Raw genomic sequence first — 14,909 nt, forward strand, 5'->3', positions numbered from 1 at the left:
GGCGCCCGGGCGGAGTCTCAAGCTGCGCTTGCTGAAACCTGCATCCGGGCGCCATCGCCCGGAACCATCATCCTCACCCGGTGCGATAGCGAACTGACAGGCTTGCGATGAAGACCTTGGCATTGCGCAATGCGATGTGTATACGTTCCGTATATGAAGCATATGGAGGTGCCGCGATGGGTATCGTGAATATTGATGATGATTTGCACGATCAACTGCGCAGGGCGAGCAAGGTTTCCTGCCGTTCGATCAACGCGCAGGCCGCCTACTGGATCAAGATCGGCATGCTGTGCGAGGCCAGTCCGACGCTCGGCTTCACCGAGATCATCAAACGCGAAATGGAGTCAGCCGGTGTCGAGCCTCACCCTTTGACCGCCAGCGCCGCATGACCAAAACGTCTGAAGAGCTCGCCTTGATGGCCGAATCCGGCCGTCTGCTGGCGTCAGTCTTCGGGCTGCTGGACCGAACGACGCTGGCGGGTATGTCCACCCTGCAGGTCGACGAACTGGTCGAGGATTATATCGTCCACGACCTTGAGGCGCGGCCCGCCAGCCTGGGGCAGTATGGCTTTGAATTCGTGTTGAATGCGTCGATAAATCATGTGGTCTGCCACGGCGTGCCGTCGAAATCGGATGTGCTGCGTGATGGCGATATCGTCAATTTCGACATTACGCTCGAGAAGAACGGCTTTATCGCGGATTCCAGCAAGACCTATCTCGTTGGCGCCGTGAAACCGGCCGCCCGCCGGCTCGTCAAGACCACCCATGACGCGATGTGGAAGGGGATTGGTGCGGTCCGTCCGGGCGCGCATCTGGGCGATATCGGATGGGCCATCGAGCGCCATGCCAAGCGCAATGGCTATTCCGTGGTGCGCGAATATTGCGGTCACGGCATTGGCCGCGAAATGCATGAGGAGCCGCAAGTCCTGCATTTCGGCAAGCCCGGAACCGGCCTTGTCCTGCGCGAGGGCATGGTGTTCACGATCGAGCCTATGCTCAATCATGGTCGGCGTTATGTGCGGACCGAGCCCGACGGCTGGACAGTCGTGACGAAGGACGGCTCGCTATCCGCACAGTTCGAGCACACCGTCGCCGTGACAGCGAGCGGTGTTTCGGTGCTGACACTCCGCCCCGAGGAAGCGGCGCGCAGGGCCAGCTAGGCCGTTCGCGCGCCAAGCCCCGGCCTAGTCGTAAATCGAGACGATCGTGCCAACCAGCTTGTAAATCGGCTGATTGCCGCCGGGGTGGTTCGGGGTGAAGGCATCGCAATAGCTATACCCGGCACCCCCGCCCATTCCCCATCGCATGGAGCCGGTGCCGCCGGCCACGCTGCAGATGTGCAGGTCCCGGTCCCCGTACGCGCTATAGCCACCGGACAGGGCATCGGTGTGCCAATCGGGCCGGGCGCGCCCGCCCATCTCGATCCAATGCGTGGAATGACCCGGCGTTGGAACCAGAAACTCAAGCTGGGTCGAAGCGGCCGGAAAAACCTCACGTCCAGACTCGTCGGCCAGGCAATTCGTGCCGTCAAACCATCCGATCAAATAGCTCCCGCGGGAGGCCTGATTGACCCGATTATCGGTGGCGCGGCACAGGGTGCGGTCGGTGCGGCCCTGAGGGGTGACCGCATCGGCTGGCGGTGTGCTCTGGCGCACCCAGATATATTCATCCTGGGCCTGGGCAGCGGCACTCAGGGCACAAGCCCCCAGGGCGGCGGTTGCGAGCGACCGCGCGATGGCGCGCAGGCCCGATCGTCCGGGGCGGTTCTCGGTCATGTCGTCTCCTGGGGTCGGATAAAACTGAAGGCACAGGACAGTGTCCTGTGCCTTCCCTATGGATCTACCGGTAACTGGTAACCGCGCGTCTGCCTAACAAAATCAAATATTTGCGATGCGTCGGGATTGGGCCTCTACGGCCCCACACTCATCGACAAGACCCGGCTGATCTCTGTCAAGGATCGCCCGGACTGATCCTTCCAGCGATTGAACGCCGCCTGCACTGCCGCCAGGTCGCGCTTCGAGGTCGGCGCTTTGGCGACCACGCCCTCGGCGATCAGGCGGGCGCTGACGTCCTGCGACAGGATGAAACTCTCCTTGCCCATCCAGCGCAGGGCGCGCTGGCCGGTGGCGCCGCCCAGCCGTGAGCCGCGCTTGGCGAGGACATCCATCAGGCCGATAAAATCATCCGCCGGCCAGTCGGCGATGAATTTCGCGGCGCTGCCATGCTCGGCGGCGAGATCGGCGAGGAAGCGGGCATTTTCAATCACGGCCATGATCTTGGCGCCATTGCGGACAATGCCGGTGTCGGAGAGCAGCCGGTCGATTTCCTCATCGCCGTAAAACGCCACGCGCGGTGGGTCAAAACCCTCGAAAGCGGCCTCGAAACCGGGCCATTTCGCCTCGATCACCTTCCAGTGGAAACCGGCCTGGAACAGGCATTTCGCCATCATCGACAGCCAGCGATCATCGGGGATGGAGGCGAGCTCCTCGGCGGGGAGCGGTTTGGAGAGCAGGGCTTCCAGTGCGTCGGGTCCGCCCTTGCGATCGGCGGCGATGGCGAAGATTTCATCGAAACTGCGCATGATCAGCCCCTATAGTTCCGCTTCGCGCCGTTTGACGGCGACACCGTCGCGGATTTGCGGGCCGGGATACATCACGATGCTGTCGCCGGCCTCGAGGCCGGAGATAATTTGCGCCATGCGGCCATTCTCCTGGCCGATCTCGATTGGCGTCAGTGCCGCGCGGCCCTCTTCAACGCGGTAGACGGCCCATTGACCTTCCGAGCGGAACAGCGCCGCGACGGGCAGTTGGGCCGTATCCTCCTGACGCCAGATCGTCACCGCCGCCTCGACGCGATAGCCATGGCCCAGGGCGGACCATTGGGCGGGTTCGTCGAGCAGATCGATAATGACATTGACGCGCTGCTCCTCAACGCCCAGGGCGGAGACCTTGATGAAGCCATAGGGCTCGATCCTGCGCACGCGACCGCGCAGCGTGCCGCTGCCACCCCAGGCACTGATCTCGGCGGCATCGCCTTCATGGATCTGCACCGCATCGGTGGAGAGGAATTCGACGACGATTTCCAGATCGGCCGGATCCCCCATTTCCAGCACCGGCGTGCCCGGTGCGACAATGCTCTCGCTCTCCTGCAGCACGCGCAGCAGGCGGCCACCGATCGGCGCACGGATCTCCACCAGACCGCCATTGGCAGCGTCATCGCCGGGGCGGCTCAGGCGGGCCTGCGCGGCTTCCAGCTCGGCCTCGACGCGGGCGACATTGGCGCGCGCCGTATTAAGGCCGGCATAGGCCGTGCGGCGGGTCAGCCGGACGCGGTCGACAGCCCCCTGGGAGGCGACGCCGGTGCCAAACAGGGTCTCGATGCGTTCGGCTTCGGTGCGGGCATATTCATATTCCAGGGCGGCGCGCTGGGTCTCCGCATTGGCGAAGGCGAGGGCGGCCTCGGCTGATCGCACGGCAGCGCGCGCCTCGACCTGGGAACGCGCATCAAGCAGGGCTGGATCGCCGGGCAGGATGGTGGCCAGTACATCACCGGCGGCAACACTGTCGCCGGCATGGTGATTGACCCGCAGCAGGCGTCCGCCCAGCGGTGCGGAAACGACATAGACCTCGCGCACCCGCGTGCGGGCCTCGTCGCGGACGCTGACCGTGAGCGCGCCGCGGCTCACTTCGGCCAGATCAACCAGTACGGGCTGCGGCCGGAAGGCCAGGACCAGCAGCACGGCCAGCGTAATCCCGGCCATGGCCCAGAAGACGGTGCGGAAATTGAGTGTCAGTCCGGCGATTTTCAAAACCCGTTACTCCCCTGTTTTCAACACGGCGACCATGTCGAGCCGCTGGATCTGGTGGCGCACCAGAAGGCTCGAACCGATCGTGATCCCGATCAGCAATGCTCCGGCGAGACCGAAGGTCGAGAGACTGATCACGAAGGGCAGTCGGAACAGCTCCGAACTCATCGCCTGCGCCAGATACCAGGCCATTCCCGTCCCTGCCGCAGCGCCGACCGGCAGGGCCAGCAGCGTCAGAAACGCCACCTCGCCGAGCAGGATATAGGAGACATCGGCGACGGTGAAACCGAGCACGCGCAAGGAGGCGAGTTCGCGCTGACGCTCGGCGAAGGAAATGCGCACGCTGTTATAGATCACACCCAGCGCAATCAGTCCGGCAAAACCGGTATAGATCCAGATCGCGGTGCCGAGATTTTGCTGCATCAGATCATCGAGATTCTGTGCCGCCAGGGCCTGCAGGCCGGTGCCGGCGACCAGCGGCACGGATTTGAGGGCATTGTAGAGTGTATCGACCTGATCGGGATCGACGATGAGATAGGCCCCCGACACCACATCACCTTCGCCGAGCAGGGCATTGAGATCACCGATCCGCATTTGCGCACCCGAACCGATCAACGTCGTCGTGACGGCAGAGACGGCCACGTGCAGCACCGGCCGGCGGCCCTCAGCGATGTGGATTTCCAGCATGTCGCCCGCCTCGACATCCAGCTTGATGGCCAGATCCTGCGACAGGACGAGTCCGCCCGGCGGCGGCGAAACGGTGCGGTATTGCGCATCGACCATGCGCGATAATTGCGGATCGGGTGGCGAGCCGATCAGCGCCGCGCGCTCCTCCAGATTGCCGTGACGCAGGCGGGCCGAGGCCGCGCGAAAGGGTTCGGCGGCGAGCACGCCGGGCATGCGTTCAATGCTATGATAGGCGGCACGCGAGCGTGGCTGTACGAAGCTAACAGACACGTCGTAGCGATTGGAAACATTGAAGAAACCATCCATCATCACACTCATGGAATCGATGAAGAACATGGTCCCGATCAGCAGGGCGCCCGATGCGGCGACGCCGGCCACGGTGAGGGCGGCGCGGACGGGCCAGCGGATGATCTGACGCAATATCATCCGGGTTTGCTGGTCGATCCGGTGCCAGCGGGTAATGCCCATTCCGGCCGCCTTGGAATAGTCCGGCGGCGGTGGCTGGGTCATCGCATCGGCAGGATTGAGACTGGCGGCGCGTCGCACGGCCATCGCGGCCCCGCCGAGAATCGCGGCCGCAGTGACGGCAATGACGATGGCATAGGTGCGCGGATCGGCGTTGAAGACCAGGAAGGGGAAGCGATAGTATTGTGTATACATGATCGCCATTTCGCGCCCGAGCCAGATCCCCAGCCCGCCACCGATCAACAGCCCGGCCAGGCCAATCACGGCGACCAGTTTCATGTAATGCCAGCCGACCTCGTCATCGCGATAGCCAAACGCCTTGAGCAGGCCGATCCCGGCGCGTTGCACAGCGATCAGGCGCGAGATGACGATATTGACCAGGAAGGCCGCCACCAGCAGGAAAATCGGCGGCAGGACATTGCCCATCGTGCGCAATTGATCGATTTCGCTGGAGACGAAGACATCGGAAATCTGTTCGTCACGGCCATAGGCACCCGGCGCGCCAAAGGGTTCGAACAGGAGGTCGAGCTCGGCGATCACCGCGGCCTGGCTGGCTCCGTGTGACAGCCGCACCACCGCTTCATTGAAAGCCCCGTCCTGGTCGACGGCGCGCGCCAGCGCCTGGCGCCCCATCCACATCACGCCGAACAGCCGGTCATCGGGCACGATCTCGCCCGGTGCGATGGTGTAGACATGCTCGGGCGAGAGTCCGATCCCGACAATCACCAGGCGGGCGCGGCGGCCGTGAATGGTCGCCGCGACGGTATCGCCGATCTGCAGCTCATGCGCTGTGGCAAAGCTTTCCAGCACCACGACCTCATCGCTGCGGTCGACCTCGGGCGTGCGGCCGCGGGTGAGATAGAGCTGGTTGACCGAGGGCAGGCCGATATCAGGCAGGGAGAGGATTTCGCCAGAGGCTGGTTCGCTCATTCCGGGCATGTCGAACAGGGCGCCGGCACGGATGCGCGTCTCGGCTGCCTGCACGCCGTCGAGACCGCGTATATCGCTCAGCAGGGCTTGCGGCGCGCGCACCACAGGGGCCCAGATATCGGCGAGCAGATAGCGCTCATAATAGGCCCGCCGTGTCTCCTGCAGCGAGTTGAGCATGCCGGTCGAGAGGAGCTGCACCGAGACGCCGCCGGCGATGACGAAGGCGATCGCCAGCGCCTGGGTCTTCATCCCCCACAGGTCGCGCCAGAGCTTGCGATCAAGCACGGAAAGCCAGCTCAAGAGTCCGCCCCCGCCTACCATGTGATGTCTTTGGGGTTTTTGGGATTGGTATTGATCTTCACCTCGCGCACCGCGCCATCGGCGAAAATCACGACCCGGTCGGCCATCGCCGCGACGCCGGCATTGTGGGTGATGATCAGCGTGGTGGCGTTCAGCGTGTCATTGACGGTTTTGAGGGCTTCGAGCACCCGCGTTCCTGTCGCTGAATCGAGCGCCCCGGTCGGTTCGTCGCACAGCAGGACGGAGGGTTGTTTGGCAATGGCGCGGGCAATCGCGACGCGTTGTTGCTCGCCGCCCGACATCTGGGCCGGGAAATGGCTTTGCCGTTCCTTTAGCCCGACCATCTCCAGCGCGGCGTCCGGGGTGAGGGGATTGTCGGCGATCTCGGTCACCAGGGCGACATTCTCCCAGGCCGTCAGGGAGGGCATGAGATTGTAGAACTGGAACACGAAGCCGACATTGCGGCGCCGGTATTGCGTCAGCTCCTGGCGGCTGGCATGGCCGATATCGCGGCCGCGGAAGAAGACCTCGCCGCTGGTTGCCTTGTCGAGCCCGCCGATAATGTTGAGGAAGGTCGACTTGCCGCTGCCCGAGGCGCCGAGCACGACGACGAGCTCGCCATCGGGCAGTTCCAGATCGACGCCGCGCAGGGCCTGCACCTCGGCCGCGCCCTTGCCATAGGTTTTGGTCAGGCCACGCGTGCGAAAACACAGGCCTTCCATCGGCTCTATCGGTGCTTTCGGCGTCGACATGCGCTCTCCCTCGGGCGTGTCAGGCCTTCTGGATAGCCGTCATTCGAGCAGTGCGGAAGGCGACACTTTGCCCACCTTGCGCTGGCGCCCCAACACATAGACCGGCAGACCGACCAGCATCAGCACCATGCCCCAGAACATCACTTCCAGCCCCGAGCCATAGATGGCGAAGGCCGAATAGAGTGTCGCGAGTATGGCAATGATCGCCCATGAGCGTGCCGTGGCCCAGGAGTGGCGCAGCTCGGCGAGGGCGCTGACCAGAAGCGGCAGGAGTATGGTGACCGTGCTCATCATCAACAGGAATTCAAACGTGTCGATCAGCTCGCCGGAGAAATTGGCGAGCAGGAGCGCCGAGGCCAGGATCAGCGAGACCAGCAGGGAAAGCTGTGGCGCGCCGCCGGAATTGCGCTTGGCGAAGGCCTTCGGTGCGAGCTTGTCGATCGCGACGGCCATCGGCAATTGCCCGGCAATGAAGATCAGTCCGTTCAGACAGCCCGCCGTCGAGATCAAGGCGCCGATGGCGACCATTTTCGGGGCCCAGGGTCCCAGTCCGCGCGCGGCGTCCGAGAAGGGTGAGGTTGAGTCGACGAGTTCCGAGGCCGGAACCAGCAGCATCACGGCCGCGGTCGAGGCGATATAGACGATGGCGACGGTGATCGTGCCGATCAGGGTGGCGCGCGGGATCGTCTTTTGCGGATCGCGGACATCGCCGGCCGGGATGGTGGCGCATTCGAGGCCGGAAAACGCCCACATGGTCAACAGCGCCGTGGTTGCGAGAACCGGCAGGAAAGGCTGCCCCGACGGATTGAAATCGGGCAGGTTTTCGACCTGGCCGGCCACCGCGCCATAGCCGATTATGGCCAGGATGGGCAGGAGTTTCAGGAGCGTCATGCCGAGCTGGACCAGGCTCGCCTCGCGCACGCCGCGCAGCGAGACGATGCCGAGCAGCCAGATCAGGCCAAGCGCCACGCCGGCCTGGGCAATGGGGGCCTGGCTGAGCGCCGGGAAGAAGACGGCGAGATAGCCGACAAAGGCGATGGCGACGGTTGGAATGGCGATCCAGTAGGAGGCCCAATACCCCCAGATGACGAGAAAGCCGGGCAGGTCGCCGAAGGCTTCACGCGCATAGATATAGGGGCCGCCCGAGCGGGTGGTGCGCAGGGCCAGCCGGCTCATCACCAGCGCCAGCATGATCGAGCCCGCCGCGGTAAGAACCCAGCCGCTGAAGCCCATCAGGCCATAGGGTGCCATCACCGAAGGCAGGAGGAATATCCCCGAGCCGATCATCACCCCGACCGTCAGCGACCAGGCGCCCCAGAAGCCGATCGTGCGCGGCCGTGACGCCTCTTCGATTGAATTGTCCATGCCCTATTCCCCCGCAGCGCGGGCATAGGCGCCGCGCAGTAAATTCTGCCAATGCCAGACGCCAGCCTCCTGGCTGGGCGACAGCCGCCCGGGCCGGTAGGCACCGCTATCGAGCCCGTGCTGGACGCGTTCGCAAATCAGCCGGTCTTCGTCCTGGATCTCGTCGGAGAAGGCGTCATCGGCGGCGGCCATGCTCTCAAGGCCGGGCGCGTAATAGAAGTCAAACTCGATCCGGCAATGCGCCGGCCCGTCAGGCACGACGCGATTGGTCTGCATCCGGCCGGGCAGGATATTCAGCATGGTGTTGGGATAGATGAAGAAATACAGCGCCTCTCCATCGGCATAAATGCCGTTGGGGTCGCTCACCGGTGCGCGCTGCAGCGACCAGAATGGCGCCAGCTCGGTCCTGTATTGCGGATAGCTGACAACACCGCTCAGACCGGGATGCACGAAGGGCAGGTGATAGCCTTCGAGGTAATTGTCGACATAGGTCTTCCAGTTGGCGGCGACCTTGTAGATACGGCTGTGATGATGGCGCATGCCGGCCAGATCATAGGGCGCGGTAAGGGCGTCGATGCCGGCCGTCAGCGTGTCGAAGTCGGGCCCGCCGGTCCCGGCGCGGGCGAAGACCATGCCCTGCCATTGGTGCAGTTCGACCGGTGCCAGGCGGATGCCGTCGCGATCGAAACCGGCGGCGTCCTGCATCTCCGGCGCGGTGCGCAATTGCCCGTCCAGATCATAGGTCCAGCCATGATAGGCACAGCGCAGTCGCTTGGCGCCCTTGCCGTCGCAGGTCGCGAGCGGGCCGGCGCGATGGCGGCAGACATTGACGAAACCATTGAGCGCCCCGTCGCTTGCCCGCACGATCAGCACCGGCACACGCCCGAGCGTGCGCACGACATGATCGCCCGGCTCGGCCACGGCCGATGCCGGGCACAGGATCTGCCAGCCCGGCTCCAGCACTTGCGCTTGGTCGGCCGTCAGCCAGTGCTCGCCTGAATAGAAGTCCGGGGCGAGGGCGGAGGCCTGATCGAGCGCCTGCGGCCGCAGGCGTGGATCTGTCGATGCCGGAGTGTTTTTGGCGCGCATTGCAGGACGTTAGGGGCGGCGGCCGATGGCGGCAAGGGGTTTGACGACCCGGCCCGGACGGCAGCGTCTTCGGGTTGGCCTGACCGCCGCTCTATTCCGCCACCACCGACACATCGACGCCGGCTTCCTGCGCCTGGGCCTCGAGCTGTTTCGACATCCAGTTCGGCGTCTTGGTGAAACGGCCCAGCGTGGCATAGGCGATCGGCACCACGAACAGGGTGAAGAGGGTGGCGACGGTGACGCCGGTGAAGATGACGATACCGATGGTGATGCGGCTTTCCGCGCCGGGGCCCGAAGCGATCACCAGCGGGAAGGCGCCGATCGCGGTCGAGATGCCGGTCATCAGGATGGGGCGGAAACGGGTGGTCGCGGATTCCAGCGTCGCCTCGAGCAGGTCGCGGCCTTCCTCGCGCAGCTGATTGGCGAATTCGACGATCAGGATACCGTTCTTGGCCGCCAGGCCGATCAGGATGACCAGACCGATCTGCGAATAGATATTGAGACTGGATCCGACCAGTTCCAGCCCGAACAGGCCGCCGACGACGGCGAGCGGCACGGTCAGCATGATGACGAGCGGCTGGATCAGGCTTTCAAACTGCGCCGCCAGCACCAGGAAGACGATCAACAGCGCCATGCCGAAGGCAAACAGCATCGCCGAATTGGCGTTGAGGAATTCCTTGGCGCCGCCGAGATAGCTGGTCGACAGACCCGGTGCGAGTTCGCGCGCGGACCAGTCATCGAGCCAGGCGACGGCGTCACCGAGCGTATAGCCATCGGCCAGCGTGGCCGAAACAGTGATCGAGCGCTGCCGGTCGACCCGGTTGCGCGAAGAGGCCTCGCCAACCTCGCGGACACTGACCAGGTTGGACAGCGGGATGAGCTGGCCGCCGCGTCCGGAGACATAGAGCGATTCCAGATCGCCGGCGCTGGACCGGTCTTCGCGCCGGTTTTCCATGATCACATTATAGGCCTCGCCGCGATCAATGAATTGACCGACCCGGCGCGAGCCGAGATGGGTCTGCAAGGTCTGGCCAATGGCAGCGATGGAGACATCGAGTGCGGCGGCGCGTTCGCGGTCGATATCGACCACCAGACGCGGGCTGTTGGGCTGATAATCCTTGCGCGCCCGGACGAGATTGGGATTGGAGGCGCCAATCGCGGCGAGCAGGCGTTCAGCCTCGGCGTCGAGCACTTCGTATTCGGGACCCTGCAGCACGAACTGGATATCGTCGCCGCCGCCACCGCCGCCGAGCGAGGAGCGCATCGAGGCGAAGGCCTGCACGCCGGTCAGCTGACCGAGGCGTCCATTGATCTCGTCGAGGATTTCGCCGCCGGGACGGCGGTCGTCCCAGTCGACCATGGTGCCGATGACGAATCCGGAATTATAGCCGCCACCGCCCCAGCCGGGCGAAATGACGAGGGTGCGGCGCAATTCGCCCGCCTCCAGATAGTCCAGCATCACGTTCTCAACGGCGCCGGCCTGATCCGCCATATAGTCGAAACTCGCGCCTTCCGGACCGCTGAACCGGCCAAAGAAGGAGCCGCGGTCTTCCGGCGGTGTCAGTTCCGACGGCAGGCGGTCGAGCAGCACGCCAGACCCGGCCAGCGCGACGGCAATCACCGGCAGCACCAGTACGGGCATCTTGATGACGAGTTCGAGGCTGCGGCGATAGCTGTCACGCGTCGCATTGACGATCTGGTTGACCCATTTGGCCAGACCGCGCGCTTCGCGGGCCGGGCGCAGGAGTTTGGAGGCCATCATCGGCGACAGGGTCAGCGCCACGAAGGAGGACAGGATCACGGCGCTGGCAATGGTCAGGGCGAGTTCGGTGAAGAGACGGCCGATGAAACCGGGCAGGAAGACCAGCGGTACAAAGACCGCGATCAGGACCGCCGTGGTCGCGATAACGGCGAAGAAGACCTGTCGTCCGCCGCGCAGGGCCGCCAGGGCCGGGCCTTCGCCGAGATCGATCCGGCGCTGGATATTTTCCAGCACGACGATGGAATCATCGACCACCAGGCCGATAGCCAGCACCAGGCCGAGCAGGGTGAGGATATTGATCGAGAATCCGGCCATCGACAGGATGGCGAAGACACCGATCAAACAGACCGGAACCACCGCGGCCGGGATGATGGCGGCGCGAAAACTGCCGAGGAAGAGATAGATGACCAGCACGACCAGCGTGGCGGCGACCGCCAGGGTGCGCCAGACTTCCTTGATCGATTCCTCGATGAAAACGGTGTCGTCGGAAGCCTTGATCAGCTGCATGCCTTCAGGCAGGCCGGCGGCGACGCGTTCGGCCTGTTCGCTGATGCGCCGGGCGACATCAACCGAATTGGCCTGGCTCTGACGCACGAAGCCCAGTCCGATCATGTTCTGGCCATTGCCGCGGAACAGGGTGCGCGATTCCTCCGCTTCCAGCACAACATCGGATATCTCGCCGAGGCGTACCACATGGCCGGCATCTCCGGCGCGGATGGGCAGGCGCGCAAAACTGTCGGGATCACCGAACAGGCGTTCAACGCGGACCACGATTTCGGTGTCGGCCGTCTCGACGGAGCCGCCGGGAACCTCGATATTCTGGGCTCGCAGCGCGGAATCGATATCGGCGACGGTGATGCCGCGTGCTGCCATGGCTTGCGGGTTGAGCCAGATCCGCATCGCATAGCGCCGCTGGCCGCCAATGCGGACCTGGGCGACACCGTCAATGACGCTGAAACGATCAAGCAGAACCCGGTCGGCATAGTCGGACAATTCCTCCGAGGTCAGCCGGTCTGACATCAGGGACAGCCACAGGAAGGGGCGGGCATCGCTGTCCTGCTTGCGGACCTCGATCTCCTCGACATCGGGCGGCAGGCGGTCGACGATACGTGAGACCGCATCGCGGACATCATTGGCCGCCGCTTCGATATTGCGGCTCAGGGCAAAGGTGATGGAGATGCGGGCATTGCCGTCCCGCGAGGAGGAGGTGATGGTGTCGACACCATCAATGCCCGATAATTGATCCTCGATGACCTGGGTGACGCGGTTTTCGACCACTTCGGCATTGGCGCCGGGATAGCTGGCCGAGACCGAGACGATGGGCTGGTCGACATCGGGCAGTTCGCGCAGCGGCAGGGCGCGCAGGCCCAGAATACCAAAGACGACGATCATCGCGCTGGCGACGAAGGCGAGGACGGGGCGGCGGACCGCGATATCGGAGAGCGTCATGGCCGGGTCACCGCTGCCGGGCTGGCGGACCCGCCGCCGCCACTGCCGTATTCGCGGCGCGCCGCGATGGTGACGGGCATGCCGTCGCGCACCCGGTGCACACCTTCAGCGATGATCACCTCGCCCGGTTCCAGCCCGGCAGTGACCTCGACGACATCGCCGGAGCGCAGGCCCAGTTCGACGGTCCGCTGACGCACGGTCGCGGTTTCGCCCTCTTCCTCGAGCACATAGACAAAACTCTCGTCGAGATAGCGGGTGACCGCCGAGCCTGGCACGGCAGGGCTGTTGCGGATATCGCGACGCACTTCCACCACCATCAGCTGGCCCGGCAGGATGCGGCCATCGGGATTATCGATTTCGGCGCGCACGATGACGGCGCGGGCGATCGGATCAACCCGGCTGTCGATCTGGGAAATCGTGCCGAGAAAGACCTGGTCGGGATAGGCGTTGGTGGTCGCGGCAATCACCATGCCGGGGCGGATCGTGGCCAGGAAACGTTCCGGCACGGTGAAGTCGAGCCGGATGGCGCTGATGTCGTCGAGCGTGGTGATCGGATCACCGGGACGGATCAGTTCGCCCAGGCTCACTTCACGCAGGCCGACCACGCCGGAAAAGGGCGCACGCACGATGCGGTCCGCCAACTGGGCCTCGATCGAGGCGACCCGTGCCTGGGCGCGGTCCACGCCGGCGCGCGCCTCGTCCTGGCGCTGTTGCGGAACGACGCCGCGGGCGATGAGATCATTGACCCGTGTCAGGTCGCGACTGGCTTCGCGCAAAGTCGTGCGGGCCTCGCGCAGGCCGGCGGCTTCTTCGGTATCGGTCAGTTCGATCAGGATGTCGCCGGCTTCAACCTGCTGGCCGCTGTCGAAATTGATCACCGAGATGGTGTCGGAGACCCGCGCCGAAACCGTCACACTCTCCCGGGAGCGCGCTGTGCCGAGGGCTTCGACAATGTCCGCGAACTCGAATTGCGCCACGCTATAGGCCGCCACGGGGACCATGGGGCGCTGCATTCGGCCCTGGTCCGCGCCGCCGCCCGAGAGCACACGGAATGCGACGATCCCGGTCATCAGGGCGAAGACGAGCATGGCGGCGATCAAAAAACTGTAACGGCGCATCAAAAACTCCAGCAGGCGATGTTTCAGCTCAGTCTGGTAAGAGGTCAAAGCCTTGCTGGCAATGGGGGCCGGTGCCGCATCTTACACGCGTGAGTCTGTGGTATTACGCTCAATCATGATGATCGGATCGTTTTCCCGGCACTGTTGAAATGCTCCTTGATGAAGCGCATCGCTGCGGGCGCGTTGCGAACCGCATGGCCTGCCTGCCTGTCTGCGGTTTGGGCGGCCGCACCAAAGGGCCGTATCTGCCCGATGCGTCGCTTCGTGCCGCGCCGCCGGGCGCCGCGTGAGGCGGGCCCGGCCCGGCATTGTTCGCGATCAGGAATTCAACACATTATCGTGATCCCGGCATTGGCCGGCTCGCGGACGGGTTCACGGGTATCGCTTTGACCGGGCGCAATTATTTCGCATTCGCGGGCCGCTCCGCCTGAGACGGGCGGAGCGCCGACACGGGGCGCGCTAGACCACCGCCCATTGGCGCATCAGATTGTGATAAATACCGGTCAGGCTGTTGAGGCGAGGGTCATTATCGTCATGCTCCTGGCGCAGTTGCTGGATCGTGCTGTCGAGATCATAGAGCATTTCGCGCCGGGCGCCGTCCTGGACCATGCTCTGGATCCAGAAAAATGAGCTGATGCGGGCCCCGCGTGTGACCGGCGTGACCTGGTGCAGGCTGGTAGCCGGGTAAAGCACAAGATCGCCGGCGGCGAGCTTGACGGCCTGGGCGCCATAACTGGTTTCGATCACGAGTTCGCCGCCGTCATAGTCTTCCGGCTCGGTCAGGAAGAGGGTGGCGGACAGATCCGTGCGCACGGTCATATTGGCGCGATCAACATGCATGATGGCGCTGTCGATATGGGCGCCATAAGTGCCGCCGCCGGCGTAATTATTGAACATGGGTGGGTAGATTTTCTGCGGCAGGGCAGCAGAAATGAAGGTCGGATGGCGGCCGAGAATGCCCAGAATGTGATTGCCGAGCGCGATGGCGGTGTCGCTGTTCTGGTCGAGCTGGCGATTGCGCTTCACGGCCTGGGAGACGGAGCCGGCCGAGGCCTTGCCATCGACCCACTCGGCCTGGTCGAGCCGTTCGCGCAGGGCCTGGACGCCGGCCTTGTCGAGCACGTTTTCGATGATGATCAGCATGGCAAAGAAATCCGGTGCGGCCCGCGATGATGCCAGTCATCGGCA

General features: G+C 64.3%; 12 protein-coding genes. 2 read left to right on the forward strand and 10 right to left on the reverse strand.

The window, feature by feature from the left end; translation table 11 throughout:
* Positions 1 to 176: 176 nt before the first annotated feature.
* Both BLT42_RS10160 and map read left to right on the forward strand, forming a co-directional pair.
* Complete coding sequence (locus BLT42_RS10160) at positions 177 to 389, forward strand: ParD-like family protein (protein ID WP_091770401.1); 213 nt, start codon at positions 177 to 179, stop codon at positions 387 to 389.
* Positions 386 to 1,159 carry a type I methionyl aminopeptidase gene (map, locus tag BLT42_RS10165; protein WP_091770403.1) on the forward strand — a complete coding sequence of 258 codons (774 nt, stop codon included), beginning with the start codon at positions 386 to 388 and terminating at the stop codon, positions 1,157 to 1,159. Before BLT42_RS10160 ends, map begins: the two co-directional genes overlap by 4 nt.
* A 24-nt stretch (positions 1,160 to 1,183) precedes the next feature.
* On the opposite strand, the gene BLT42_RS10170 is transcribed toward map, so the two are convergent.
* The 10 genes from BLT42_RS10170 to BLT42_RS10215 form a co-directional block, all read right to left on the reverse strand.
* Positions 1,184 to 1,774, reverse strand: coding sequence for a hypothetical protein (locus tag BLT42_RS10170; protein WP_091770405.1), 591 nt, complete (start codon positions 1,772 to 1,774; stop codon positions 1,184 to 1,186).
* Positions 1,775 to 1,908: 134 nt separating this feature from the next.
* The gene (locus tag BLT42_RS10175) at positions 1,909 to 2,580 is read right to left on the reverse strand and encodes a DNA-3-methyladenine glycosylase I (RefSeq protein ID WP_091770407.1); all 672 of its coding nucleotides are present in this window, start codon (positions 2,578 to 2,580) and stop codon (positions 1,909 to 1,911) included.
* Positions 2,581 to 2,589: 9 nt separating this feature from the next.
* A complete protein-coding gene (locus BLT42_RS10180) occupies positions 2,590 to 3,807 on the reverse strand; it encodes an efflux RND transporter periplasmic adaptor subunit (protein WP_091770409.1) in 1,218 nt (405 codons plus the stop codon).
* Positions 3,808 to 3,813: 6 nt separating this feature from the next.
* Positions 3,814 to 6,186 carry an ABC transporter permease gene (locus tag BLT42_RS10185; RefSeq protein ID WP_176780330.1) on the reverse strand — a complete coding sequence of 791 codons (2,373 nt, stop codon included), beginning with the start codon at positions 6,184 to 6,186 and terminating at the stop codon, positions 3,814 to 3,816.
* 14 nt (positions 6,187 to 6,200) lie between these two features.
* On the reverse strand, positions 6,201 to 6,938 hold the full coding sequence (locus BLT42_RS10190; RefSeq protein ID WP_233342425.1) for an ABC transporter ATP-binding protein: 738 nt from the start codon (positions 6,936 to 6,938) through the stop codon (positions 6,201 to 6,203).
* Between the two features lie 39 nt (positions 6,939 to 6,977).
* Positions 6,978 to 8,303 carry an APC family permease gene (locus BLT42_RS10195; protein ID WP_091770414.1) on the reverse strand — a complete coding sequence of 442 codons (1,326 nt, stop codon included), beginning with the start codon at positions 8,301 to 8,303 and terminating at the stop codon, positions 6,978 to 6,980.
* A 3-nt stretch (positions 8,304 to 8,306) separates the two neighbouring features.
* On the reverse strand, positions 8,307 to 9,392 hold the full coding sequence (locus BLT42_RS10200; RefSeq protein WP_091770416.1) for an aromatic ring-hydroxylating oxygenase subunit alpha: 1,086 nt from the start codon (positions 9,390 to 9,392) through the stop codon (positions 8,307 to 8,309).
* A gap of 91 nt (positions 9,393 to 9,483) precedes the next feature.
* Entirely contained in the window at positions 9,484 to 12,603 is a 3,120-nt protein-coding gene (locus BLT42_RS10205; protein ID WP_091770417.1) for an efflux RND transporter permease subunit, read from the reverse strand.
* A complete protein-coding gene (locus BLT42_RS10210) occupies positions 12,600 to 13,721 on the reverse strand; it encodes an efflux RND transporter periplasmic adaptor subunit (protein WP_091770510.1) in 1,122 nt (373 codons plus the stop codon). Before BLT42_RS10210 ends, BLT42_RS10205 begins: the two co-directional genes overlap by 4 nt.
* A gap of 459 nt (positions 13,722 to 14,180) precedes the next feature.
* A complete protein-coding gene (locus BLT42_RS10215) occupies positions 14,181 to 14,864 on the reverse strand; it encodes a Fe2+-dependent dioxygenase (RefSeq protein WP_091770419.1) in 684 nt (227 codons plus the stop codon).
* Between the last annotated feature and the right edge of the window lie 45 nt (positions 14,865 to 14,909).

It is taken from the genome of Maricaulis salignorans (assembly GCF_900103475.1).
Taxonomy (GTDB): Bacteria; Pseudomonadota; Alphaproteobacteria; order Caulobacterales; family Maricaulaceae; genus Maricaulis; species Maricaulis salignorans.

What these genes read in the sequence shown, in the direction of transcription:
- BLT42_RS10215 (WP_091770419.1), bottom strand. Translation starts at nt 14,864, where the DNA reads ATGCTGATCATCATCGAAAACGTGCTCGACAAGGCCGGCGTCCAGGCC.
- BLT42_RS10190 (WP_233342425.1), bottom strand. Translation starts at nt 6,938, where the DNA reads ATGTCGACGCCGAAAGCACCGATAGAGCCGATGGAAGGCCTGTGTTTT.
- BLT42_RS10205 (WP_091770417.1), bottom strand. Translation starts at nt 12,603, where the DNA reads ATGACGCTCTCCGATATCGCGGTCCGCCGCCCCGTCCTCGCCTTCGTC.
- BLT42_RS10175 (WP_091770407.1), bottom strand. Translation starts at nt 2,580, where the DNA reads ATGCGCAGTTTCGATGAAATCTTCGCCATCGCCGCCGATCGCAAGGGC.
- BLT42_RS10170 (WP_091770405.1), bottom strand. Translation starts at nt 1,774, where the DNA reads ATGACCGAGAACCGCCCCGGACGATCGGGCCTGCGCGCCATCGCGCGG.
- BLT42_RS10160 (WP_091770401.1), top strand. Translation starts at nt 177, where the DNA reads ATGGGTATCGTGAATATTGATGATGATTTGCACGATCAACTGCGCAGG.
- BLT42_RS10210 (WP_091770510.1), bottom strand. Translation starts at nt 13,721, where the DNA reads ATGCGCCGTTACAGTTTTTTGATCGCCGCCATGCTCGTCTTCGCCCTG.
- BLT42_RS10200 (WP_091770416.1), bottom strand. Translation starts at nt 9,392, where the DNA reads ATGCGCGCCAAAAACACTCCGGCATCGACAGATCCACGCCTGCGGCCG.
- map (WP_091770403.1), top strand. Translation starts at nt 386, where the DNA reads ATGACCAAAACGTCTGAAGAGCTCGCCTTGATGGCCGAATCCGGCCGT.
- BLT42_RS10195 (WP_091770414.1), bottom strand. Translation starts at nt 8,303, where the DNA reads ATGGACAATTCAATCGAAGAGGCGTCACGGCCGCGCACGATCGGCTTC.